The sequence below is a fragment of the Comamonas sp. GCA5 genome, from assembly GCF_036541385.1.
Lineage (GTDB): Bacteria > Pseudomonadota > Gammaproteobacteria > Burkholderiales > Burkholderiaceae_C > Comamonas > Comamonas aquatica.
Window position 1 is genome coordinate 26,063 of sequence record NZ_JAZHFR010000003.1, and the last position, 23,490, is coordinate 49,552.

The 23,490-nt window shown below is 65.5% G+C and carries 18 protein-coding genes, 1 tRNA gene and 2 pseudogenes; 2 read left to right on the forward strand and 19 right to left on the reverse strand.

Features of this window, described 5'->3' with window-relative positions; translation table 11 throughout:
* Nucleotides 1-15: 15 nt before the first annotated feature.
* The 15 genes and pseudogenes from SJH88_RS01300 to fdnG form a co-directional block, all read right to left on the reverse strand.
* Nucleotides 16-531, reverse strand: coding sequence for a chemotaxis protein CheW (locus tag SJH88_RS01300; RefSeq protein ID WP_043377987.1), 516 nt, complete (start codon nt 529-531; stop codon nt 16-18).
* Nucleotides 532-541: 10 nt separating this feature from the next.
* Nucleotides 542-2,188: a methyl-accepting chemotaxis protein gene (locus SJH88_RS01305; protein ID WP_274753395.1), complete on the reverse strand. Its 1,647-nt coding sequence runs from the start codon at nt 2,186-2,188 to the stop codon at nt 542-544.
* 41 nt (nt 2,189-2,229) lie between these two features.
* Complete coding sequence (locus tag SJH88_RS01310) at nt 2,230-4,329, reverse strand: chemotaxis protein CheA (protein ID WP_274753396.1); 2,100 nt, start codon at nt 4,327-4,329, stop codon at nt 2,230-2,232.
* Nucleotides 4,326-4,634, reverse strand: a complete 309-nt coding sequence (locus tag SJH88_RS01315; protein ID WP_210930778.1) for an STAS domain-containing protein — start codon at nt 4,632-4,634, stop codon at nt 4,326-4,328. Before SJH88_RS01315 ends, SJH88_RS01310 begins: the two co-directional genes overlap by 4 nt.
* Nucleotides 4,631-4,999: a response regulator gene (locus SJH88_RS01320; RefSeq protein ID WP_274753397.1), complete on the reverse strand. Its 369-nt coding sequence runs from the start codon at nt 4,997-4,999 to the stop codon at nt 4,631-4,633. The genes SJH88_RS01315 and SJH88_RS01320 overlap by 4 nt, the downstream gene beginning before the upstream one ends.
* Nucleotides 5,000-5,035: 36 nt before the next feature.
* Nucleotides 5,036-6,226: a methyl-accepting chemotaxis protein gene (locus tag SJH88_RS01325; protein ID WP_274753398.1), complete on the reverse strand. Its 1,191-nt coding sequence runs from the start codon at nt 6,224-6,226 to the stop codon at nt 5,036-5,038.
* Between the two features lie 136 nt (nt 6,227-6,362).
* Nucleotides 6,363-7,442 carry a protein-glutamate methylesterase/protein-glutamine glutaminase gene (locus SJH88_RS01330; RefSeq protein ID WP_274753399.1) on the reverse strand — a complete coding sequence of 360 codons (1,080 nt, stop codon included), beginning with the start codon at nt 7,440-7,442 and terminating at the stop codon, nt 6,363-6,365.
* Nucleotides 7,443-7,444: 2 nt separating this feature from the next.
* Entirely contained in the window at nt 7,445-8,257 is an 813-nt protein-coding gene (locus SJH88_RS01335) for a CheR family methyltransferase (RefSeq protein ID WP_274753400.1), read from the reverse strand.
* A gap of 157 nt (nt 8,258-8,414) precedes the next feature.
* Nucleotides 8,415-8,510 (reverse strand) — tRNA-Sec (locus SJH88_RS01340).
* A gap of 66 nt (nt 8,511-8,576) precedes the next feature.
* Complete coding sequence (selB, locus tag SJH88_RS01345) at nt 8,577-10,499, reverse strand: selenocysteine-specific translation elongation factor (protein WP_274753401.1); 1,923 nt, start codon at nt 10,497-10,499, stop codon at nt 8,577-8,579.
* A 203-nt stretch (nt 10,500-10,702) separates the two neighbouring features.
* A pseudogene (gene selA / locus SJH88_RS01350) lies at nt 10,703-12,132 on the reverse strand (L-seryl-tRNA(Sec) selenium transferase).
* Nucleotides 12,133-12,194: 62 nt separating this feature from the next.
* Nucleotides 12,195-13,169, reverse strand: coding sequence for a formate dehydrogenase accessory protein FdhE (gene fdhE, locus SJH88_RS01355; protein WP_274753402.1), 975 nt, complete (start codon nt 13,167-13,169; stop codon nt 12,195-12,197).
* A gap of 102 nt (nt 13,170-13,271) precedes the next feature.
* Nucleotides 13,272-13,898: a formate dehydrogenase subunit gamma gene (locus SJH88_RS01360; protein ID WP_042412714.1), complete on the reverse strand. Its 627-nt coding sequence runs from the start codon at nt 13,896-13,898 to the stop codon at nt 13,272-13,274.
* The gene (fdxH, locus tag SJH88_RS01365) at nt 13,895-14,824 is read right to left on the reverse strand and encodes a formate dehydrogenase subunit beta (RefSeq protein WP_042412715.1); all 930 of its coding nucleotides are present in this window, start codon (nt 14,822-14,824) and stop codon (nt 13,895-13,897) included. The genes SJH88_RS01360 and fdxH overlap by 4 nt, the downstream gene beginning before the upstream one ends.
* A gap of 13 nt (nt 14,825-14,837) precedes the next feature.
* Nucleotides 14,838-17,903 (reverse strand): formate dehydrogenase-N subunit alpha, encoded by a 3,066-nt coding sequence (gene fdnG, locus SJH88_RS01370; RefSeq protein WP_274753403.1) that lies wholly within the window; start codon nt 17,901-17,903, stop codon nt 14,838-14,840.
* Between the two features lie 385 nt (nt 17,904-18,288).
* Here fdnG and mnmH point away from each other — a divergent pair, with 385 nt between their 5' ends.
* Together mnmH and SJH88_RS01380 are read left to right on the forward strand one after the other, a co-directional pair.
* Nucleotides 18,289-19,338, forward strand: coding sequence for a tRNA 2-selenouridine(34) synthase MnmH (gene mnmH / locus SJH88_RS01375; protein WP_274753404.1), 1,050 nt, complete (start codon nt 18,289-18,291; stop codon nt 19,336-19,338).
* A gap of 125 nt (nt 19,339-19,463) precedes the next feature.
* Nucleotides 19,464-20,345, forward strand: a complete 882-nt coding sequence (locus SJH88_RS01380; RefSeq protein WP_274753405.1) for a pirin family protein — start codon at nt 19,464-19,466, stop codon at nt 20,343-20,345.
* Between the two features lie 196 nt (nt 20,346-20,541).
* On the opposite strand, the gene SJH88_RS01385 is transcribed toward SJH88_RS01380, so the two are convergent.
* From SJH88_RS01385 to SJH88_RS01400, 4 genes and pseudogenes are all read right to left on the reverse strand, one after another.
* The gene (locus SJH88_RS01385) at nt 20,542-22,164 is read right to left on the reverse strand and encodes a methyl-accepting chemotaxis protein (protein ID WP_274753406.1); all 1,623 of its coding nucleotides are present in this window, start codon (nt 22,162-22,164) and stop codon (nt 20,542-20,544) included.
* 86 nt (nt 22,165-22,250) lie between these two features.
* Nucleotides 22,251-22,394 (reverse strand): annotated as a pseudogene (locus SJH88_RS01390) (tryptophan synthase subunit beta); the annotation flags it as partial.
* Nucleotides 22,391-22,867, reverse strand: a complete 477-nt coding sequence (locus SJH88_RS01395) for a GNAT family N-acetyltransferase (RefSeq protein WP_314323642.1) — start codon at nt 22,865-22,867, stop codon at nt 22,391-22,393. The gene SJH88_RS01395 and the pseudogene SJH88_RS01390, both read right to left, overlap by 4 nt.
* A gap of 44 nt (nt 22,868-22,911) precedes the next feature.
* Nucleotides 22,912-23,481 carry a helix-turn-helix domain-containing protein gene (locus tag SJH88_RS01400; RefSeq protein WP_274753407.1) on the reverse strand — a complete coding sequence of 190 codons (570 nt, stop codon included), beginning with the start codon at nt 23,479-23,481 and terminating at the stop codon, nt 22,912-22,914.
* Nucleotides 23,482-23,490: the final 9 nt, after the last annotated feature.

The following is a 23,490-nucleotide window of genomic DNA, read 5'->3' on the forward strand; positions in this document are numbered from 1 at the left end:
GTTAAAACGACAAGCTTAACCGTTTTCCGCAGCTGCCAGCGATTCTGAGAGGGTTTGCAGCTCGTCCAGATCCAGCACGCGCTGCACGTCCAGCAGGATGACGAACCGGCCCCGCACCTTGCCGATGCCGGAGATGAAGTCGGTGCGGATGTGGGTGCCGAAGGCCGGCGGTGGCTCGATGTCCTGCGGGGCGATCTCCAGCACCTCGCTGACGGCGTCCACCACCACGCCCATGGTGTGGGGGCCTTCGCTGCCCGGCAGCTCCACGATCACGATGCAGGTGCGCTTGCTCACCGCGCTGGTGGCCTGGCCGAAGCGGACCTGCAGGTCCATCACCGGCACCACCGCACCACGCAGGTTGATCACCCCGCGGATGCAGGCCGGCATCAGCGGCACCTCGGTCATGTGCGTGTATTCGATGATTTCCTTGATCGACAGGATACCCAGGGCATAGGCCTCACCGCCCAGCAAGAAGGTGAGGTACTGGCTGGGGAGGGCCGGGGTGGCAGGGGACGATTGGCTTGCGTGCATGCCCGTCCTCTCAGAACTTGACGAAATCAGACTCGTCCAGGGTCTTGCCGCTGGTGCGGGCCACCATGGGGCCGCGTGCCAGCGTTGCGCCCTTGGGTTTGGCGGTTGTGCCTGTGCGCGGTGGATGGGCGTGCAGCGCAGTGGCCGCAGGGCCGCTCAGCCGGAAGAAGGCAATGGCTTGCTGCAATTGCTCAGCCTGGGCGCTCATTTCCTCGGCCGTGGCTGCCAGCTCTTCGGAACTGGAGGCGTTTTGTTGGGTGGCCTGGCTCAGTTGCCCCATGGCCAGGTTGATCTGGCCGATGCCGCTGCTCTGCTCTTCGGAGGCCGCAGCAATTTCCTGCACCAGTTCCGAGGTCTTCTGGATGTTGGGCACCATCACATCCAGGAGCTGGCCGGCCCGCTCGGACAGTTGCACGCTGGAGGTGGCCACATCGCTGATTTCCTGCGCGGCCACCTGGCTGCGTTCGGCCAGCTTGCGCACTTCGGCCGCCACCACGGCAAAGCCCTTGCCATGCTCACCGGCACGGGCGGCCTCGATGGCTGCGTTCAGGGCCAGCAGGTTGGTCTGGTAGGCGATGTCGTCGATGATGCTGATTTTCTGGGCAATCTGCTGCATGGCAGTGGCGGTGGCCTTGACGGCCTGGCCCCCTTCGGCGGCATCGCGGGCGGCCTTCGCGGCCATGCTGTCCGTCAGCTTGGCGTTTTCGGTGTTTTGCGTGATCGAGGCATTCGCCTGCTCGATGGTGGCGCTGGTCTCTTCCACCCCGGCCGCTTGTTCGCTGGAAGCCTGGCTCAAGGTCTGGGCGGTGGCGCTGACTTCTTCCGAGGCGCTGGCCAGCGCCTCGGAGCTGCTGTTGACCTCGCCGACCACCAGCTGCAGCTTGGCGACCATCTGTTTGACGGCATGCAGCATGCTGCTGCTGTCGTTCTGGCGCAGTTGCACCTCCATGCCCAGATCGCCAGCGGCAATGCGGTTCATGATCTCGGCGGCATACGCCGGCTCGCCGCCCAGCAGGCGTGTCAGCCCGCGTGCGATCAGCCAGGCGGTCAGCACGGCCACGACGATGGCCGCCACGGCGATGTACAGCAGCATCTGCTGGGTGGCCTGGGCGGTGCTCTGGGCCTCGACATTGGCCGCGTGCATGCGTGTGGCAATGAGGCGCGACAGGTCCAGCAGGTGCTGGGTCTGCAGGTCCTGGATGGTGGTGTATTCGCCGCGAATCAGGGCCAGCGCACCATCCTTGTCCGCCTGGGCCAGGGCTGTGATCTGTTCGTACAGGGCATTGAGCTTGTGCGAGTTCTGGGTGATCAGCTCCAGCAGGCGGCGGCCTTCAGCAGATTGGACAGCGTCGTTGAGTTGCGCGATGTGTTTGACCACGTCGGCACGCCCGGCATTTAGCGTTTGCAGTGCGCGGGACAGCTCGACATCCGTGTGCGCGAACACCAGGTCGCGCACCAGCACCTTGGTGCGGTCGTTGGCGTCGATGATGTCGCGGCTCAGCGAGGCGAGGGGGTAGTGCACGTCCATCACCCGTGCGCTCAGATCGCTCACCGAACGCAGACGGTCCAGCCCGAACATGGAGCTGCCAAGCAGCATCAGAATCATCAGCCCAAAGCCAATGCCAAGTCGCGTCACAACGCGCATATTTGCAAACATGCCTGTCCTTGAAGGGATTAAGAGGTAATAAAGTCGGGCGCTCAGGGCGCAGTCATCGTGAAGGGGATGGTTTCCCTGCGGCGAGTGGTCAACACCTGCTGATGCAGCGCGGCAATGTCCAAAATCAGCGCCACCTTGCCATTGCCCAAAATGCTGGAGCCGCTGATGCCCCGCGCCTGTCGGAAGATGCGGGACAGGGGCTTGATGACGGCCTGGGCTTCGCCCAGCAGTTCGTCCACCAGCAGCCCAAAACGCTGGGTGCCATGCTGGATGACCACGATGTTGGGCCGTGCACTGCCAGGGCCCTGCAGGGCAAAGTGCTGGCGCAGACGAATAAAGGGCAGCACCGTGCCGCGCAGGTCGGTGTAGTGCTGCGTTGCTGTGCCCAGGTATTCCACGCATTCGTCCACCATTTCCAGTGGAATCACGAACACGGAGTGGCCCACGCGCACCTGGAAGCCGTCGATGATGGCCAGGGTCAGCGGCAGGCGCACTTGCACCGTCGTGCCCTGACCCGGCACGCTGCGCACCTCAACCGTGCCGCGCAGCGCCGTGATGTTGCTGCGCACCACGTCCATGCCCACACCGCGCCCTGACAGACTGGTGATCTGCGTGGCGGTGGAAAAGCCGGGTTCGAAGATGAGGGCGTCAATGTCGTTGTCCCCCAACTGACGGCCCGGCTCGATCAGGCCCCGCTCCACGGCCTTGGCGAGGATGCGTTCGCGATCCAGGCCGGCGCCGTCATCACGAATTTCGATCACGATGTGGCCCGACTCATGGTGGGCGTCCAGGTACACGGAGCCCTGTGCTGGCTTGCCGTTGGCCAGGCGCACGGCAGCCGGCTCGATCCCATGGTCGATGGCGTTGCGCACCAGGTGGGTCAGTGGGTCGCCGATGCGCTCCACCACGGTCTTGTCCAGCTCGGTGCCCTGGCCACTGATGTGCAGGGCGATGTCCTTGCCCAGCTCGCGTGCCACGTCGTGCACGATGCGCTGAAACTTGTTGAAGCTGCCGCCGATTTTCACCATGCGCAGCTGCAGCGCATGGTTGCGGACCTGCTCGACCAGCGCGGCGACGGTGGCGGTGGCTTCCAGCATCTCGCTCTGGCGCAGCTGGCGTGCCACTTCGGTGGCGCCGGCCGATGCGGTGATCAGTTCCCCGACCAGGTTGATGAGCTGCTCCAGCTTGTGGGCATCGACCCTGAGGCTGGCGTGCTCGCCCTGGCGGGGGGCTGTCGTGCTTGCAGACGCGCTGGCAACGGCCTCCGCGGATGGCACTACGTTGACCTGGGCAAGATCCTGCCAGGTGTTGCTGGGGGGAGCATGGGGCAGTGCTTTTGCGGGGGGCTTGTCGCCACCAGCGCTGTCCTGCGCACTGGGCTGTGAGGGGCAGGGGGCAGCATGTGGCGATGCGAGCGGCGTGACCTGCAGCTCGCATTCGTCACGCACGAACTCGAACACGGACTCCACCTCCTGCTGGCTGGCGTGGCCGTGCAGGTGCACGACAAAGCCCAGGTAGCACTGCTCGGCATCCAGCTGCTGCAGGTTTGGTACCGCCTGGCTCAGCAATTCGGTATAGGTGATCCGACCCAGGGTGTGCAGGTAACGCAGAAAGGACAGCGGGTCCATGCCGTTTTGCAGCACGGCCGGACCGAACCGGGCCGCAATCTGCCAAGCGCAGCTGGGTGCGTCGGTCTCGGCAGGCAGGTCGGGGGTGGCCGTCTGGGGCGGCCGCACGGACTTGCTGGGCGCCAGGCTGCGGGCGTGCAGGGCCTGCACCAGGGTGTCGCTGCGTGCCTGCAGCTGTGGGTCCTGGACAGCGCCATGCGCCTCGACGACATTCACCAGGGCGTGCATGTGGTCGCAGCAGGCCAGCAGCAGCTCGATCAAGCCGACATCCAGCGGAACACATGCCGAACGGACCTGGTCCAACAGGGTTTCGGCCACGTGGGTGAAGGCCACCACGTGATCGAGCCCGAACAAACCGGCCGAGCCCTTGATGGTGTGGGCCGCGCGAAAGATGGCGTGGATGGCGTCGGGCGAGGGCGCCTCCGGCTGCAGGTGCAGCAGGCTGGCTTCCATGTCAGCCAGCAGCTCGCGGCTTTCCGCGATGAAGGTGTGCAAGGCGTGGTCCAGGTTCATGGTGCGGTGGACGCGGCAGGCGCGATCAGGTGTTCCAGTGCGGTCAGTTGCAGCACTTCCATGACCGTTGGGCTGGCTGACTGCAAGGCCAGCCGGGCGCCGGCGTCTTCTGCGCTGCGCTGCAGTGCCAGTAACAGCTGCAGGCCGGCGGTGTCCATGTCGGACACCTCGGCGAGGTCCAGATGCACGGCGTCATTACCGCAGGCCAGGACCTGGGGCAGCCAGGCTTGCAAGGCCTGGCACAGTTCGGCTGCCCGGTAGATGCTCAGCTCGCCCGCGATGGTGAACACGGGGGCTTCGTTCATGGCAGCACCAGCTTTTGCACGACGGTCAGCAGTTGCGTGGGGTGGAAGGGCTTGAGCACCCAGGCCTTGGCACCTGCGGCCTGGGCCTGGGCCTTCTTCTCGGCCTGGGATTCGGTGGTCAGCATCACGACCGGGGTGAAGCGGTAAGCCGGCAACGCCTTGACCGCCTGGACCAAGCCGATGCCGTCCAGGTTGGGCATGTTCACGTCGGAGACGATGAGGTGCACCTTCTGGCCGGTGAGCTTGCCCAGTGCATCCTGGCCATCCCGCGCTTCCAGCACCTCATAGCCAGCGCCCCGCAAGGCAATGCACACCACTTGGCGCAGCGAGGCGGAGTCATCCACGATCATGATGGTCTTGGGCACGGTACAACTTTCAGAAAGCAAGCAGGCAGGGGGCGGTCAGAAGAAGGTCACGGCATCGCTGTCGTGGGTGGGCGTGGGAGGGGCGGCCTGGCCGCGCTGTGCGGCATGGGCCTGGCGCTCTTCGGCCATGGCGTAGGTGCTTTCCAGAGCGGCCAGTAGGTGGGGGATGTCGAGCCCCTGGGCGGACTGCAACTGGGCGCCCAGCTGCTGCAGGCTGTCGCCCACGTGTCCCATCATCTGGCTGACGCGGTCCTGGAATTGCAACTGGACCAGCGACTGCACGATTTCGGTCTGGATGCCCCGGCTTTCATCCTGCAGCAGCTGCGCGGCATCGGTCAGTTGCCCTGTCAGTCCCTGGAAGCGGGTCAGCACCTGCTCCACGCTGTCCTGGGAGGCGGTCAGCGATGCAGTCTGCTGCGCGGCCGTGTCAGCGGCCTGAAGGCGGGTGTGGTTGATGGCCTGCGTGATCGCCGTGACTTTCTGGGTCATGCGCTGGCCCGTGGCACCGGACAGGGCGGCCAGCTTGCGCACCTCCTGCGACAGCACGGAGAAGCCACGGCCGACTTCGCCCGCGTGGGCGGCTTCAATCGCCGCGTTGATGGCCAGCAGGTTGGTCTGCGAGGCGATCGAAGCCACCTCCGCCGCCATGTCCTGCAACTCCTGCACGTAGCGCTCCAGGTCCTGTACCTGCTGGTGCAACTGCTGGTTGCAATCGATCGACGCGCGCAAGGCCTGCAGCACGGCCTGCAACTGCGTCTGGCTGTGCTGGAACACCTGCACCCCCTCTTGGGTCCCTGCCTGCGAGGACAGGGTGGAGGCCTGCATGGCCTGATCCAGCCGGTCCACGATGCTGGCAAAGCGCTGGGTCAGCTGCGTCACGGCCGTTTCCATCTGCCCTTGGGATGCGCCCAGGTGCTGGCGCCACAGTGGCAGCAGTTCGTGGCCCAAGGCCTGCAGGCCTTGGCGCTGCGAACTGTGCTGCGCATGCACCTGTTGGAGGTGCCGGGCATGCCTGCGGTGGGCCAGCACCCCCCAGGCGCTGCAGGCCAGGCCTGCCAGCGCGGCTGCGGGGTGCCAGGCACTGGCCGCCCAGATACCCAGGCCGGCGGCAATGCCCAAGGTGGTGGGACTGCCGGCCCATTCACCAAAGGTGTGCATGCGTGCGGCAAAAGCCGCACATGCCGAAGCTGGCCGTGCGGCCGAGGCGCTGGAAGAAAGGGGGGTCATGCCATGCAGCGCGAGTGCCGGATGACCCGGTGTGCGCTTTTGTTAAAAAATGTATACGGTGAGGATATGCGCAAAGCCGAAGCTTTACCGGGTAAACCCTAGAATCCTGGGCAGACCACGCGGTTAAAAGCTTTACCTAGGCGGTACTTTTGTTGTAGCGCGCGATGGCTTCCGGCATGTCGTGCAGGGCCAGCACCTGGGCGGCCGCACCGCGCTTGATGGCTTCCTTGGGCATGCCGAATACGACGCAGCTGGCCTCGTCCTGCGCCAGGGTGTGGGCACCTGCCTGGCGCATCTCCAGCAAGCCGGCTGCACCATCGTCGCCCATGCCGGTCAGCAAAATGCCCAGGGCATTGGCGCCAGCGGTTTGCGCCACGGAACGGAACAGCACATTGACCGAGGGGCGGTGGCGGCTGACCAGGGGGCCATTCACAATCTCCACGCGGTATTGCGCACCGCTGCGGCGCAGCAGCATGTGGTGCCCGCCCGGGGCGATCAGGGCATGGCCTGGCAGTACGCGGTCGCCGTTCTGGGCTTCCTGCACGGTGATGTCGCACAGCTGGTTCAGGCGCTGGGCAAAAGCCGCAGTGAACTGCTCGGGCATGTGCTGCACGATGACCAGGCCCGGCGACAGCCGCGGCAGGGCGGTGAGGATGCGCTCCAGCGCCTGCGTGCCACCGGTGGAGGTGCCCACCGCCACAATCCGCTCCGTGGTGTGGGCAAGGGCATGCCGGGGCGCGGTGGCCGGCAGCACGGCGTCGGCGCTCAGCTTGGGGGCAGGCGCCGGCAAGGGCGCGCGCGGCACCAGGCGCCGCACGTTGGCCTGCATAGCGGCGCGGATGGTGGTGATGAACTCCTTGGCATGCTCGTCCAGAAAGTGGCGCAGGCCCAGCCGCGGCTTGGCCATCACCGTGAATGCGCCGGCGGCCATGGCGTCCAGGGTGGCCTGTGCGCCCTGCTCGGTCAGGGTGGAGCAGATGATGACGGGCGTGGGCCGCTCGTGCATGATTTTCTTGAGGAAGGTGATGCCGTCCATGTGCGGCATCTCCACATCCAGCACGATCACGTCGGGCCATTCTTGCTGCATGCGCTTTATGGCCAGCAGCGGGTCGGAGACGGCGGCCAGCAGCTCGATACCGGGGCTGTCGTGCAACAGGGCCCCCAGTGTCTGGCGCATCAGTGCGGAGTCGTCGACCAGCAGAACGCGGATGCTCATCGTCAGACGGCCGTGCCGGGCTTGCGGAAGATGGATGGGGCCAGGGATTGCAGCGGGTGCTGCACATCGTTGAGGCTTTCCGAATGCCCGATGCAGAGGAAACCTCCGGGCCGTAGCTGCTGCGCCAGTCGGTTGACCACGGCCTGCTTGGTCGCTGAGCCGAAGTAGATCATCACGTTGCGCAGAAAGATCACGTCGAACAGGCCGACCTGGGGCAGGGCCTCGTTGAGGTTGATGTGGCAGAACTCCACGCGCTCGCGCAGGGCCTTGGTGATCAGGAAGGTGCCATCCTGCCGGCCGGTGCCGCGCAGGCAGTACTTCTTGAGCAGCTCGGGCGGCAAGTGCTTGTTGCGCGCCATTGGATAGTGCCCGGTACGCGCACGCTCGAGCATGCGTGTGCTGATGTCCGAGCCCATCAACTGCCAGGCGCGCGGGCTGTATTCGGCCAGCACCATGGCCAGGCTGTAGGCCTCCTCGCCGCTGGAGCAGGCCGCGCTCCACAGGCGCAGTGGCTGCGTGCCGGGCGACAGGCCCCGCAGGTAATCCGTCAGCCAGTCAAAGTGCTTGGGTTCGCGGAAGAAGTAGGTTTCGTTGGTGGTCAGCAGGTCGATGCAGGTCTGGTGTTCGCCCTGGCCTTCCGCAGTGTGGATGAAGCGGAAGTAGTCGCCATAGCTGTGCATGCCGCACTGCTGCAGGCGCTTGGCCAGGCGGCCGCAGATCAAGGCTTTCTTGCCGCGGTGCATCTGGATGCCCGTCTGGCGATGGATGAAGCTTTGAAAGTCCAGAAACTCTTCGTCAGAAAGATGCAAAGACATGGTGGCCTAAAACCATAGCGCGAAGCGCTTGATTCTCTTTGGATTGCAAGCAAAAGTAAAAGGAAAGGCCAAGTGAGCATGCGCTAATTGCTCTTTTTTATATGCAGCGCGGTGCATTAAAAAGCCCTGACTCCGGCAGAGTCAGGGCTTGGATGTGTGGCGGAAAGCAGCAGGAGTCGAACCTACCCAGGAGTGGCTAACACCCCTCACCGGGTTTGAAGCCCGGCCGCACCACCGGGCACGATTGCCTTCCGAAGAAGCTGGCGCCGATTGTAACGCGCTGGCGGGGCGCAGCGCGGTAATCGGGGCGATGCCGGGCTCATGCCTGGGGGTGCCACTGGGCGTCGGGGCGCAGCACGTGGGCGTCGCGCACACGCCGGGTGTAGCCCAGGCGGTCGAAGCACTCGATGATCTGGATGGCGCGCTTGCGGCCCAGTTGTGTCGCGTCGCGGAAGGCGCGGGCCTCGACCTCGCCGTGGGGCGTGGTGGTGGCCAGGTCTTTGACGATGGTGGCCAGCTGGTCCATGTTGGCGGCGGTGTAGAACAGGTCCTTGACCACCTGGAACAGCTGGCCCTGGCGGGCCAGCTTGCGCAGCAGCTGGCGCACCACTTCCTCGCCGCTGCCTGTGTCGCGTGCCAGGTCGCGCACCCAAGGTGGGTCAAAGCGGCCGTCCTGCAGGCGCGGCAGCAGTTGCTCGGCCAGGGCCTGCTCGGCGGCGGACAGCTGCACGCTGTGGCCGGGCCGGTGCAGCCACGCCCCGCTGCTGGCCAGCTGCTGCGACTGCAGCAACTGGTCGATGATGGCGCGCCACAGCATGTCGTGTTGCGCATGGACCAGGCCGGGCCAGGCCATGCGGCGCAGGCGCGCGGCGTTGATGCCAGGCTCATCCGGGTACTTGTCGTGAAAGCGCGTGATGGTGTCCAGCACCTGGGCCTGCAGCTGGGCCAGGCGCTGGGCGTCGATCAGCAGCGCATCCCCGTCGGCCAGCGCAATGCGCTGTGTGTCAGCCAGGACAATGCCGTCCAGACTGCGCCCGGTCAGGCGTTGCAACTGGGACAGGGGCAGGCCGTGGGCGGCCTGGGCGACCAGCGGCGTGGCATCGTGCGTGGCCACCAGGTGCTCCAGCGCATCCAGGGTGGCGCTGCGCTCTGGGCTGCGGCGCTTGCGCGCGGGGGCATACGGGTCCAGCACCATGCCGCCGGCAATGGTGCGGCTGGCCTGGGCGTTGCGCAGCACCAGGCGGTCGCCGGGCACGGTGAAGACCGGGGCGTCCAGCACCAGCTGCGCACGCACTTCGGTGCCGGGCTCGATCGGCTGGTCCTGCAGCAGGGCCACGTGGGCCGTGCCGCGCTGGGTGCCCAGGTGCACGTGCACCGGCGTCCACTGCGCCATCGGCGGGGCTTCGGCCAGCAGGTGCAGGCGGATGTCGATGCGGTCGGTGGCCTGCAGCACGCGGCCATCGGCGATCCAGTCGCCACGCTGGATGTCGTCCTTGGCGATGCCGGCCAGGTTCAGCGCGCAGCGCTGGCCGGCCACGCCTTGCTCGGCCGCCTGGTTCTGGGCGTGGATGCTGCGCACCCGCACCGCCTGGCCACTGGCCGAATGCACCAGGCTGTCGCCCACGGCCACACGACCGTTGAACACCGTGCCGGTGACCACGGTGCCCTGGCCGGGCAGGGTGAAGACACGGTCCACCGCCAGCCGGAACAGGCCGTCGCGCGGGCGCGGGGGCATCAGCTGGGCCTGTACGTCCAGGTGCGCGCGCAGGGCCTGCACGCCGGGGGCGCCGGGCTGGGCGGCGGCGGTTTCAAAGATTGGGCTGCCGGCCAGGGCCGTGACGCTGAGGATGGCGGTGATTTCGTCGCGCACGTCCTGGATGCGCTCGGGCAGCACGCGGTCGACCTTGGTCAGGGCCACGGTGCCCTGGCGGATGCCCAGCAGTTGCAGGATTTCCAGGTGCTCCAGCGTCTGTGGCATGACGCCGTCGTCGGCGGCCACCACCAGCAGCGCGTGGTCGATGCCCACGGCGCCAGCGGCCATGGTGTGCACAAACTTTTCGTGGCCGGGCACGTCGATGATGCCCAGCACGTCGCCGTTGGGCAGGGGGGCGTAGGCGTAGCCCAGCTCGATCGAGATGCCGCGCGCCTTCTCTTCCTTCAGGCGGTCGGTCTCCACCCCGGTGAGGGCGCGCACCAGCGTGGTCTTGCCGTGGTCAATGTGTCCCGCGGTACCGATGATCATGCAAACACTTTCCAGAACCCCGATGGTTCCTAGTCAAATTGGCATCCAGCGCTTGTCCAGCAAGCGCCAGTAGCTATGTATTTAGATGGCCCTGTGCAAACCTGGGCGCGCCGTTGCCTGGGATTGTCGTACTGAAGAGCTACCTGCTGCTTCGCGCCTCGTTGCCATCGTCCATCGCCTGCGTCTTAGCGTGCGGGCCGTGCTCAGCGCAAGGCATGCAGCTGTTGTTCAAACTGCGGCTGGGCCGGGGCCTCCAGGCAGCGCAGGTCCAGCCACAGGGCATCGTCGTGCAGGCGGCCAATCACCGGGCGTGGCAGGGCGCGCAAGCGCGCTTCCAGCTGGGTCAGCTGGCGGCCCGCCTGCTTGCCGCTGGCGGGGTACAGCTTCAGGCCCAGCTGGGTAGGTTGTCCACGGGCAGGGCGCCGCTGCCGATCTGGCTGTGCATGGCGGCGGTCTCGACGACCCAGGCATCGCCCAGCACGTCCTGCAACCGGGGGCGCAAGGCCTCGGCCTGGGCCTGCATGTCGGCGGGCGGGCGGGTGAACAGGCGCAGCGTGGTCAGGCGCTCGGCCAGCTTTTCCGGGTGCAGGTACAGGCGCAGCGTGGGCTCCAGCGCGGCCAGCGTCAGCTTGCCCACGCGCAGGGCGCGCTTCATGGGGTTCTTCTTGATCTTGGCGATCAGGTCCTTGCGGCCGACGATGATGCCGGCCTGGGGGCCGCCCAGCAGCTTGTCGCCCGAGAAGGTGACGATGTCGGCGCCGGCCTCCACGGTCTCGCGCACCGTCACCTCGTGGGGCAGGCCCCACTGGCGCAGGTCCACCAGGGTGCCGCTGCCCAGGTCCACCAGCATGGACAGGCCGCGCTCGTGCGCCATGGCAGTGACCTCGGCATCCGAGACGCTCTTGGTGAAGCCCATGACGGCGTAGTTGCTGGTGTGCACCTTCATCAGCAGGGCGGTGGCGTCGGTCACGGCCTCGGCATAGTCCTTGGCGTGGGTGCGGTTGGTGGTGCCCACTTCAACCAGCTGGCAGCCGGCGCGCTTCATGATGTCCGGAATGCGGAAGGCGCCGCCAATCTCGACCAGCTCGCCGCGCGACACCACCACTTCCTGGCCGGCTGCCAGGGTGGACAGGGCCAGCAGCACGGCGGCGGCATTGTTGTTGACGATGGTGGCGGCCTCGGCGCCGGTCAGCTCGCAGACCAGCTGTTCGACCAGGTCGTCGCGGTCGCCACGGCCGCCGGTGGCCAGGTCGTATTCCAGGTTGGCGGGGGTGGTCAGCGCCTCGACCACGGCGTCCACCGCTTCCTGGGGCAGCAGGGCGCGGCCCAGGTTGGTGTGCAGCACCGTGCCTGTGAGGTTGAACACGCTGCGCAGGCGAGGGGCAAAGCGCTCGGTCAGGCGCTGCTCGGTCGCTTGCACCAGGGCGGTCTCGGTCACCTGGTCTGCGTGCAGGCTGCCCTCGCGCAGCGCCGGGCGCAGCCCTTCCAGTATCTGGCGCACGGCATCCGTGGTGCTGCTGGTGCCGTACTGCTGCTGCAAGGCCTGCAAGGCCGGGGTGTGCAGCAGCTTGTCAACGGAGGGGAGGCGCGGGGTGGCAGCGTTCACGGCGGGGGATCTCGCAGTCAAAAACAATCGGGCAATGAAGAAAGGCCGCCGCAGCGGCCTTTCGGCAGGGGCTGGCGGTGGCTGGTCGCTTATTGTGCCGCAGGGTCCACCAGGCCGGCCTCGGCGTCGGCCGCCTGCTCTTCGGCCACGGCCACAAACAGCAGGGGGTTGGCGCTGGAGCGCTGGAAGCGGGTGCTCTCGCTCATCAGCAGGTCCATGGTCAGGCTGGCCAGGTCGTCGGCCAGCGGCTCGGCCAAGGGGTCCTTTTCCTGGTTGATGACCTTGCGGTAGGTGCCGCACTGGTCGCAGGTCTCGGCGGTGATGACGTCCTTGCTGCCTTCGATGGTCTGGTAGTGGATGCCTTCGGTGGACTCGCAGTGCGAGCACTTGACGCGCACCATGTGCCATTCGGTGCAGCAGGTGCCGCAGTGCAGGTAGCGGTGGCCGCTGCTCTGGCCGCCAATGCGCAGCACGCTGGCCACGGGTTCGCTGGCGCAGACGGGGCAGATGGTGGCCGGCTCGGTGTAGGGCACGTCGCGCACGCTGAGGGCCGCGGCGCGCTGGGCATAGGTCACTTGCAGCGCGGCCATGATGAAGGGGGCCATGCCGATGTGGCGGGCGGCCACCTCCTTTTGCAGCAGGCGCTGGGCGATTTCATCGCGCTCCTGCAGGCTGAGGGCGCGCAGCGAGGTGATCAGGGGCTGCAGCGGCTCGGGCAGACCTTCGTTGCCCGCCAGGGTGTCCAGCATGGCATCCAGCACGGCGTGCCAAGCGGGGTCAATGTGGTCGGCGGCAGGCAGCAGGGGCATGGAGTGCTGCTGCGCACGTTCCATGCTGCTGGTGTCCAGGGGCTGCAGCGTCACCTGGGCGGCGGCTGCATGCTGGGCATCCACGATCTTGGCGGCGAACTGCAGGTAGTCCGCGATCGGGTTGCCGTCCGACAGCTGGCGCAGGCGCGCTGCGCGGTCGGCGAACAGGCTGGTGACCTGAGGCAGCAGGATGCGGGGGAAGCTGGTCTTGTCCAGCGCTTCGATTTCGCCGGGTTGAAGAATGCGTTGTTGCATAGAAATAGGGGTCCCGAAATTGAAGCCGCCGGCACGCCCAGCAGAGGGCGTCCGGCGGCAATCAACAAGCGTCTAAGTGACTTTATCTAAAGACCGATCGGATCAGTCGTTGTCGCCAGTCATCTTGCGATACCAGCCGCGGTGGTGTTGCTTGGCCCAAGCACGGGTCACTGTGCCATACAACATGGCGCGGATGGTGCCGCGGGTCCAAATAGCCGCATAGACGTGCATGATGATCAGTCCGATCATCCACACCGCAGCGATGGCGTGCACCACCGAAGCGGCGCGCACCACGCCCACGGGCAGCGTCCACCAGGCGCGCCACATCAGCACGCCGGTGACCGTGATCAGCAACATGCCGATCACCAGGCCCCAGAACAGGAGCTTCTGGCCACCGTTGTACTTGCCCTGTTCGGGCATGTCGTGGTCGTCGCCGTCGATCATCTTGTTGACGTTTTTCAGCCAGTCAATATCGCGGGGTTCCACGATGTTGAGCTTGGCAAAACGGCACGCCATGATGATGAAGAACACGGCCATCACCACCCCGATGTAGGGGTGCAGAATGCGCGTCCATGGGCCGCCACCGAACAGCTGAGTCAGCGGAAAGAAGGCGGGGTGGAAGAACGCCAGACCGGACAGGGCCAGCAAAATGAAGCAAATGCCTACCACCCAGTGGTTGGCGCGCTCCGATGCGTTGTAGCGCACGAGGTCGCGAGGGTTGCGTTTCATTTGCCGTTCTCCTTGTTCAGCGCTTCAGCGTCCTTGCGCTCCATTTCATCTTCCAGTTCCTTGGACACGTCGTTCGGCCCCTTGGTGATGTAGTGGAACAGGCTGCCGACAGCAGCTGCACCCAGTGCGGCCATCGCCAGAGGCTTGGCAACACCCTTCCACAGGGACACCATCGGGCTGATCTTGGGATCGTCCGGCAGGCCCTTGTACAGCGAAGGCTTGTCAGCATGGTGCAGCACGTACATGACGTGCGTGCCGCCCACAGCTGCTGGGTCATACAAACCGGCGTTCGCGTAGCCACGCTGCTTCAGATCGCCGATGCGGCGCTCTGCCTGATCGTGCATCGCCTTCTTGGTGCCAAACATGATGGCGCCAGTCGGGCAGGTCTTGACGCAGGCAGGTTCGCGGCCTACCGCCACGCGGTCCGAGCACAAGGTGCACTTGTACGCCTTGTGGTCCTTCTTGGAGATGCGTGGAATGTTGAACGGGCAGCCGGTCACGCAGTAGCCGCAACCGACGCACTGGTCCTGCTGGAAGTCCACGATGCCGTTGGCGTATTGCACGATCGCACCAGGCGAGGGGCAGGCCTTCAGACAGCCGGGGTCTTCACAGTGCATACAGCCGTCCTTGCGGATCAGCCATTCCAGATTGCCGGTGGCTTCGTTCTCGTACTCGGCAAAGCGCATCACGGTCCACGACTGATCGGTCAGATCGGTCGGGTTGTCGTACACGCCAGCAGCCGAAGTGCCGATTTCGTCGCGCAGATCGTTCCACTCCATGCAGGCGGTCTGGCAAGCCTTGCAGCCAATGCATTTGGAGACATCGATCAGCTTGGCGACCTCCCCGCTGTGTGCTTCACGCGCACTGGGAGCGGGGGTGGTCGTTGCGGAGCGACGCTTGATATCGAGGGACATGGTTGAGGACATCAGCTATTTCTCCTTATGCCTTCTCAACCTTCACGAGGAAGGTCTTGGATTCAGGGGTCATGCTGTTGCCGTCACCGACCGACGCAGTCAAGTTGTTCGCCAGGTAGCCCTTGCGACCTGTCGAGGCAAAGCCCCAGTGGATCGGAATGCCCACGTGGTGGATGGTCTTGCCGTCGATCTGCATGGGCTTGATGCGCTTGGTCACCACTGCCGCAGCCTTGACGAAACCACGCTTGGACGACACCTTGACCTTCTGGCCGGTTTCGATGCCCAGCTCCTTGGCCAGCGCTTCACCAATTTCCACAAACTGTTCGGGCTGAACGATGTTGTTCAGCTGAACGTGCTTGGTCCAATAGTGGAAGTGCTCGGTCAGGCGGTAGGTCGTGCCCACGTGTGGGTAGTCCTTGGGATCGCCCGCGGTGCCCTTGGTGGACTCCAGGATACGCGCCGCAGGGTTGATGACCGCCAGCGGGTTCTTGGGATACATGGGGTTGTAGCCCAGCGGGTTGTCGAACGCCTCGTAGTGCGTGGGGAACGGACCTTCGTTCATGCCCTTGCGTGCGAACAAGCGCGCCACACCCTCGGGATTCATGATGAAGGGGTTGATCACCTCGGGATCCAGGCCCACGGCCACGTCCGGCACGTCCGCGCCGCCCCACTGCTTGCCATTCCACTTGATCAGCACGCGCTTGGGGTTGAACGGATTGCCTTGGCGGTCGCACGATGCGCGGTTGTACAGCACACGGCGGTTGGCCGGCCAGGCCCAGGCCCAGTTCAGCGTGTTGCCGATCCCGGTGGGGTCGCTGTTGTCGCGGCGCGCCATCTGGTTGCCCGAAGACGTCCAGCTGCCTGCCCAGATCCAGCAACCACCCAGGGTGGTGCCGTCATCGCGCATTTCGCCAAAGCCCGCCAGCTGCTCGCCCGCCTTGCGGATGAGCTTGGTGGGGTCCTTGGGGTCGTACAGATCGACCAGGGCGCGACCGTTGTATTCCTTGGCAATTTCCTCGGAAGTGGGGTGGTCGGCGTGCGAGTACGGCCAGTAGAGGTTGACGATGGGGTCAGGGAACTTGCCGCCGTCCTTCTCGTACAACTTCTTCAGGCGCAGGTGCAGGCCGGACATGATCGCGATGTCGGTCTTGGCTTCACCCGGTGCATCGGCGGCCTTCCAGTGCCACTGCAGCACGCGCGAGGAACTCACGACGGCACCGTCTTCTTCGGCGAAGCAGGTGGTGGGCAGGCGGAACACCTCGGTCTGGATGGAGGCTGAGTCCACATCGTTGAATTCACCGTGGTTCTTCCAGAACTCGGAAGTCTCGGTGACCAGCGGATCCATCACGACCAGGAACTTCAGCTTCTTCAAGCCTTCGCGGACATTGTTGGAGTTGGCCAACGCGGCCAGGGGGTTGAAGCCCTGCGCGATGTAGCCATTCACCTTGCCCTGCACCATCATGTCGGTGATCTGCAGCATGTCGTACTGCTTGTCCAGCTTGGGCAGGTAATCGAATGCCCAGTTGTTTTCCGCAGTCGCCGCAGGACCCCACCATGCCTTCATCAAGCTGACGTGGAACTTGGGTGTGTTGGACCAGTAGTTCATCTGGCCGGGACGCAGCAGCTTGGGCGTGCGTGCGGCGATGTACTGTTGGTAGTCTTGCTCGCGCTCGTTGGGCAGCGTCAGGTAACCCGGCAACGAAGCGGACAAGATACCCAAGTCGGTCAGGCCCTGGATGTTGGAGTGACCGCGCAACGCGTTCATGCCACCACCTGCAACGCCGATGTTGCCGCACAGCAGCTGGATCATGGCGCCGGTACGCAGCATCTGTGCGCCCGTGGTGTGCTGGGTCCAGCCCAGTGCGTACATGATGGTCGCCACACGGCCGGCCACTGCGGTCGAGGCAAACTGCTCGGCCACGTGCAGGAACTTGGCCTGGGGTGTGCCGCAGATGCTTTCCACCTTCTCAGGGGTATAGCCCGCGTAATGGCGCTTGAGCCACTGGTAGACGCAACGGGGGTGCTGCAACGTGGAGTCGGTCTTCACGAAGCCGTCTTCGCCCATCTCGTAGTCCCACGACGATTTGTCGTAAGTACGGGTCTCGGGGTTGTAGCCGGAGAAGATGCCTTCGTCGAACGCAAAGTCTTCGCGCACGATGTATGTGAAGTCGGTGTAGTTCTTCACATATTCGTGGTGAATCTTGTCGTTGGTCAGCAGGTAATTGATGATGCCGCCCAGGAACACGATGTCCGAGCCCGAACGGATAGGGGCATAGAAATCGGCTACGGAAGCAGATCGGTTGAAACGCGGATCGACCACCATGAAGTGCGCACCGTTGTGCTCCTTCGCTTCGGTCACCCATTTGAAACCACAGGGGTGCGCTTCCGCAGCGTTACCGCCCATGATCAGGATCACATCAGCATTCTTGATGTCGACCCAGTGATTTGTCATGGCTCCACGGCCAAACGTCGGGGCAAGACCTGCCACCGTCGGGCCGTGTCAGACACGTGCTTGGTTATCGAGCGCCAGCAGGCCCCAGGAACGGGCAACCTTGTGGGTGACGTAACCGGCTTCGTTGCTAGAGGCCGAAGCAGCCAGCATGCCGGTGGTGAGCCAACGGTTGACCGTTTGACCCTTTTCATTCTTCTCGACGAAGTTGGCGTCGCGGTCTTCCTTCAGAAGCTTGGCGATACGGTCCAGGGCTTCGTCCCACGACAGGCGCTTCCACTCGGTCGAGCCGGGAGCACGGTATTCGGGGTACTTGAGGCGGTTGGGGCTGTGAACGAAGTCCAGCAGCGAGGCGCCCTTGGGGCACAGCGTGCCGCGATTCACGGGGTGATCGGGATCACCTTCAACGTGCATCACCGACATCTTGGCGTTCTTGACGCCGTCGCTGTAGGAGTACATCAGGATGCCGCAGCCCACCGAACAGTACGTGCATGTCTGCCGTGTGACGGTGGTTGCGGCCAGTTTGAACTGACGGACTTCAGCCAGGGCAGCGGTGGGCGAGAAGCCCATCACTGCCAGACTGGATGCCGCCAGACTCGAGCCAGTCACTTGCATGAACTGGCGTCTGGATAGTTGCACCATGGGGTTACCTTTTAAAACTTGACGCTTGTAGGCGAAATTCTAGTTATGTGTCTCATACAAGACCCACTCCCCAGCCTTTAACCGATGGCGCTTGCCGGGGAATGTATGCATATGGTTGCATAGATCGGCGGCACCTATAAGGCGGGAAGAACCCGAGTTTTGTAGGTGCGGGCCGTGTGTGCTTTATGGAAAATCCAGCAAGCGCCGCCTGCAGCGGCGACAATGCGGGCCATCAACAGCAAGGTGTGCGCAACCCGTGAAGGCGGGTGTGCCACGTGTCGAGGGTCGACCCATCTTCGTGTTGGCGTACAGCGGTGGCTGCTGTGCGCAGATGCGCCGGTCGTCTTGTCTGCGTCGGCTTTTGTTCCTTGTTGCGGTTTTTTCCATGTCCCATCGCCAGCCCGTCCGTGTGGCCGATCTTGCTCAGTTCACGACCATCATCGACGCCCGCACGCCTGCAGAATTTGCCCTTGACCACATCCCCGGCGCGATCAACTGCCCGGTGCTGAGCGACGCCGAGCGCGCCACCATCGGCACCATCTACAAGCAGGTCAGCCCCTTCGAGGCCAAACGCCTGGGGGCGGCCCTGGTGGCCCAGAACCTGGCCCAGCACCTGCACACCACCTTTGCCGACAAGCCCGAGAACTGGCGTCCCGTGGTCTATTGCTGGCGTGGCGGGCTGCGCAGCGGCTCCATGGTGACGTGGCTGCGCCTGGTCGGCTGGGATGCCCAGCAACTGGCGGGTGGCTACAAGTCCTTTCGCCACCATGTGGTTGGCGAGATCGAGCGCCTGGTGCCGCAGTTGCAGCTGCGCGTGCTGTGCGGCGCCACCGGCAGCGCCAAGACCCGCGTGCTGCACGCTTTGCAGCAGCAGGGCGCGCAGGTGGTGGACCTGGAGGGGCTGGCCTGCCACAAGGGGTCGTTGCTGGGCGCCTTGCCGGGCGTGCCGCAGCCCTCGCAAAAGAGCTTCGAGACACAGCTGGTGGCCGTGCTGGAAACCCTGGACCTGAGCCGGCCGGTGTACGTGGAAGGGGAAAGCCCCAAGATCGGCCGCGTGGCCTTGCCCCTGCAACTGGTGCAGCACATGCGCCAGGCGCCGGTGATCGAGATCCAGGCCACCGAGGCGGCGCGGCTGTACTACCTGTTGCGCGATTACGCCTACCTGGGCGATGACGTGGCCTCGTTGTGCGAGCGGCTGGCCTACCTCAAGGAAATCCAGGGCAGTGAGACGATTACCCGCTGGCAGGACTGGGCCCAGGCTGGCGCGCTCCCGCAGCTGTTTGACGAGCTGATGCGCCTGCACTACGACCCCCAGTACCAGCGTTCGCAGTCGCGCCACTTCACCCAATGGGGCGGACGCCAGTCGCTGGCGGCCGACGACCTGTCCGAGTCCGCCTTCGCTCGCCTGGCCGGCGCGATCGTCGCCCTGGGCTGACAGCGGGGCACCCAGGCGCCACGGCCTGGATGCCGGCGGTTCTGGCGTGCCTGGATGACACCGGGCAGGCCCGCTGGGTGGTACAACGTCGCATGTTTGATGTGCCCCACGAGGAGTCTTGCACCATGTCCGAAGCCCCCGTCCCGCCTGAACGCATCGTTGCCCGCACCAGCAGCCTGGGGGAGGGCATGACGGTGGCCCGCGTCCTGCCCACCCGGGGACGGCGCATGATCGGTGCCTGGTGTTTTCTGGACCACCTGGGTCCGGTGGACTTTCCCGCCGGCCAGGGCATGCATGTGGGGGCCCACCCACACACCCGGCTGCAGACCTTCACCTGGATGATCGAGGGCGAAATCCTGCACTGCGACAGCCTGGGCTCGGAACAGGTGGTGCGCCCCGGTCAGGTGAACCTGATGACGGCAGGCTACGGCATTTCGCACACCGAAGACTCGGTCACGCCCGGTGCGCGCCTGCATGCGGCCCAGTTGTGGATTGCCTTGCCGGCGGCGGTGGCCGACCAGCCGCCCGCCTTTGCGCATTACCCGGTGCTACCCACCTGGCAGGCGCAGGGTTGCGACTGGGCCCTGATGGCCGGCAGCTATGGCGAACACACCGCGCCCACGCAGCTGCATTTCCCACTGGTGGGCTTGGAGGTGCGTTGCGACCGCGGGGCCACCGTGACGTTGCCGCTGCGCGCAGACTTTGAATACGGCTTGCTGCCGCTGACTGGCGGGCTGGCCGTGGCCGGCGAGACCTGGATTGCCAATGAACTGGCGTACCTGGCTGCCGGGCGCACCGCGGTGACGCTGCAGATGCAGGCTGGCACCCGGCTGCTGCTGATCGGTGGCGCGCCGTTTGCCGACCCGGTGACCATGTGGTGGAACTTTGTCGGCCCGGATCTGGCGAGCATCCGCGCCTACCGCGAGGCCTGGCAGGCCCAGAGCGAACGCTTTGGCAGCGTGCCCGGCGGGGAAGGGCGACGCCTGATGGCCCCGCCGCTGCCCTGAAAACGGGTTATTCGGTTTTGATAGCTGCCTGCGCTTGCTGCACAGGCGCTGCAGGCCAATTTGGCAGATATTGGACGGCGCGGTCTGGGCGGCATGGCGCGCGTGGCCGCCCCGGGTGACGACCCCCGCCGCTGGCCGAGGGCCCACCGCCGCTGGTCCACACCCTGTGGCTGTGCCCAAGGTGTGAAAATGGCCTCTAGCCTTGCAGCATCAGCGCGGGCTGCTCTGATTCCAGGAGTGCCTGTTCGGCCGGCTGGACGCCACCGGGCAGGGTGAACTGCCGCACGGCCTGGTCCAGCACGCCGGCCTGGTCGCGCAGCGAGGCCGAGGCCGCGCTGGACTGCTCCACCAGGGCGGCGTTCTGCTGGGTCATCTGTTCCAGCTCGTCCACGGAGCGCATCACCTCCGCAATCTGGCGGTGCTGGGTGTGGGCTGCCTCGCTGATCTCGGCAATCACCTGGGCCACGCGATGCACACTGCCCACGATGTCGTCCATGGTGCTGCCGGCCTGCCGAACCAGGCTGGTGCCGCTGTCGACGCACTGGGTGGAGGCGGTGATCAGCGCCTTGATTTCGCGCGCCGCCTCGGCGCTGCGGCCGGCCAGGGCCCGCACCTCGTTGGCCACCACGGCAAAGCCGCGGCCCTGTTCGCCGGCGCGGGCGGCCTCCACTGCCGCATTCAGCGCCAGGATGTTGGTCTGGAAGGCGATGCCATCGATCACCCCGGTGATGTGGGCGATGCGCTCGGAGCTCTGGGCGATCTGTGCCATGGTCTGCACCACCTCCGCCGTCACCTGGCGCCCGCGCTGGGCCACGCTGGTGGCGGCCTGGGCCTGCTGGTGCGCGGTTTCGCTGGCCTGTGCGTTGTGCTGCACGCCCTGGCCCAGCTCTTCCATGGCGCCGGTGGTGGTCTGCAGGTGCGAGGCCGTGTCCTCCGTGCGCTCGCTCAGGTGGTGGTTGCCGGTGGCGATTTCCGCGCTGGCGGTGGACACCTGGCCCGAGGCGGCCTGCACCTGGGCCACCAGGCTGCGCAGGGCGGCCTGCATGGCGGCCATGGCGGTCACCAGTTGGCCCACCTCGTCGCGGTTCAGCGCCACGATGTCCTGCGACAGGTCGCCGGCGGCCACGCGCTGCGCCATGTCGCGCGCCATGGTCAGCGAACGCATGATGGTGCGCACGCTGACCACCGTCACCGGCAGCATCACCAGCACGGCGATCAGCACCACGGCGGCCATCAGCCGCTTCATCTGCTCGGCCTGGGCGGTGATCTGCTGGCGGGCGGTGTCCAGCTCGGCCTGGGCCTGCATCACGGCGGCGCTCAGCAGGGCGTCCGCGTCATGGATGGCCGAGCGCACGAACTCGGCCTGCTCGGCCCCCTCGGCCGGGCTGACCAGGCCCTGGCGCACCTGCTCCAGCAGCGGGGACAGGTCGTTGCCATAGCGCTCCAGCGAGGTGTGGACCACGCCCAGCTTCTGGGCGTAGTCCGAGGTTTCGGGCTGCAGCATCCCCAGCATCTGGGCGCGTTCCTTGATGCTGGCCAGCGTGGTCTGCCAGCGGCCCAGCATCTCTTCGGCCCGGTCCGAGCTGTCGGCATTCACGATGGTGTTTTTCTCGGCGATCTGCAGGCTCCCTAGATTGGTGCGCAGCTCGCTGATATCGGTCAGGGTCTGCACCCGGGTGGCGAAGACCTCTTCCACCGTGTGGTGGGTCTGCTCCAGGGCATAAAAGCCCGCGCCGCCAATGGCGGCCAGCATGGCCAGGCAAAACAGGGTGCCGCAGTACAGGCGGCGCTTGATCGACAGGTTGGCAACGAAGTTCATCACGAATCCTTGGGTATGCCCCGCTGCTTGTGGCAACGGTATACAAAATGTTTCGCAAATTTCGCGCCAACCTCTTGACGATCGTTTTATAGGTTGAGGATTTTGGCCACATAGTCCGCATCCTTGTCGCCACGGCCGGACAGGTTGACCAGGATGTGCTGGTCCGCGCCCAGCGTGGGGGCGGTGCGCATGGCCCAGGCCACGGCGTGGGCGCTTTCGAGTGCCATCACGCCGCAGCGCCGCCGGCCGATGGCGCCGGTTTCAGCATGTCGATATGGGGAATGCCATCTTCGTCATAGACATCCCCGACGGCCTGGAATCCGAGCGATCCATAGAACTTTTCGAGGTGCGCCTGCGCACCGATCCGTATGCCTTGGCCGGGAAAGTGTTTTTCCGTGAAGGCGATGGCCTCGGCGACCAGCGCACGGCCAATTTGGATGTTGCGGAATTGGGCCAGCGTGATCACACGCCCGATCGAAGGCTCCGTGTATTTGAGCCCGGGATCCACGACCCGGGCATAGGCCGCCAGCTCGCCCCCCACCGTCACCCGCAGGTGCCAGGACTGTGGGTCCAAGCCGTCGGCGTCCTGGTAGGCGCACTGCTGCTCGACGATGAAGATCGATTCTCGGGCGCGGAGCACTTCGTAGATTTCCAGGGCCGTGAAGGCCTCCAGGCGGTTCCAGTGGTAGTTCAGATGCATCATGTGGTGAGCGGGGGGCAGGGGCGAGGCGGCGTTGCCGATGGGGGTCAGCGAAAGTGGCGCTTGGTGACCAGATAGCGCGCAGCGGTCGTTCCGCTGTTGCCAAAGGATTGTTCTTCGTGGGTGGACACGCGCGCGCAGTCCCCGGGCTGTAGTTCGTAGACGGTGGTCCCGCTAGTGAGCGTCAATTGGCCTTCCAGCAGCAGGATTTGGTCGTCCGAGTGCAGCGTGGCGCTGGCGGCAAAGCTGACGGTTTGCCCCGGTGGCAACTCGACCGCCACGATCTCCACCTCGGCAGCATCGCCCGGTGGGGACAGCAGCCGCCGGACATAGCCCGTGGCCGGATCTGTCCACTGCTGCTGCTCTTGCACGCGCTGGATCGCTGTGGGGGCCGACCGGGGCTCGCGCATCAGGGCCGACATGCTCAGGCCCATGGCATCACCGATGCGCGAGAGCAGCACGGCGGTGGGGCTGCTTTCACCGCGCTCGATCTTGGAAATCATGGCCCGGCTCACGCCCGCCTGGGTCGCCAGCTGGTCCAGTGTCAGTCCGCGTCGCATCCGCTCTTCGCGGACGCGCTGGGGGATGAGGTGTTCGGGGGATGTGTGGGGCGACATGCATTCCAT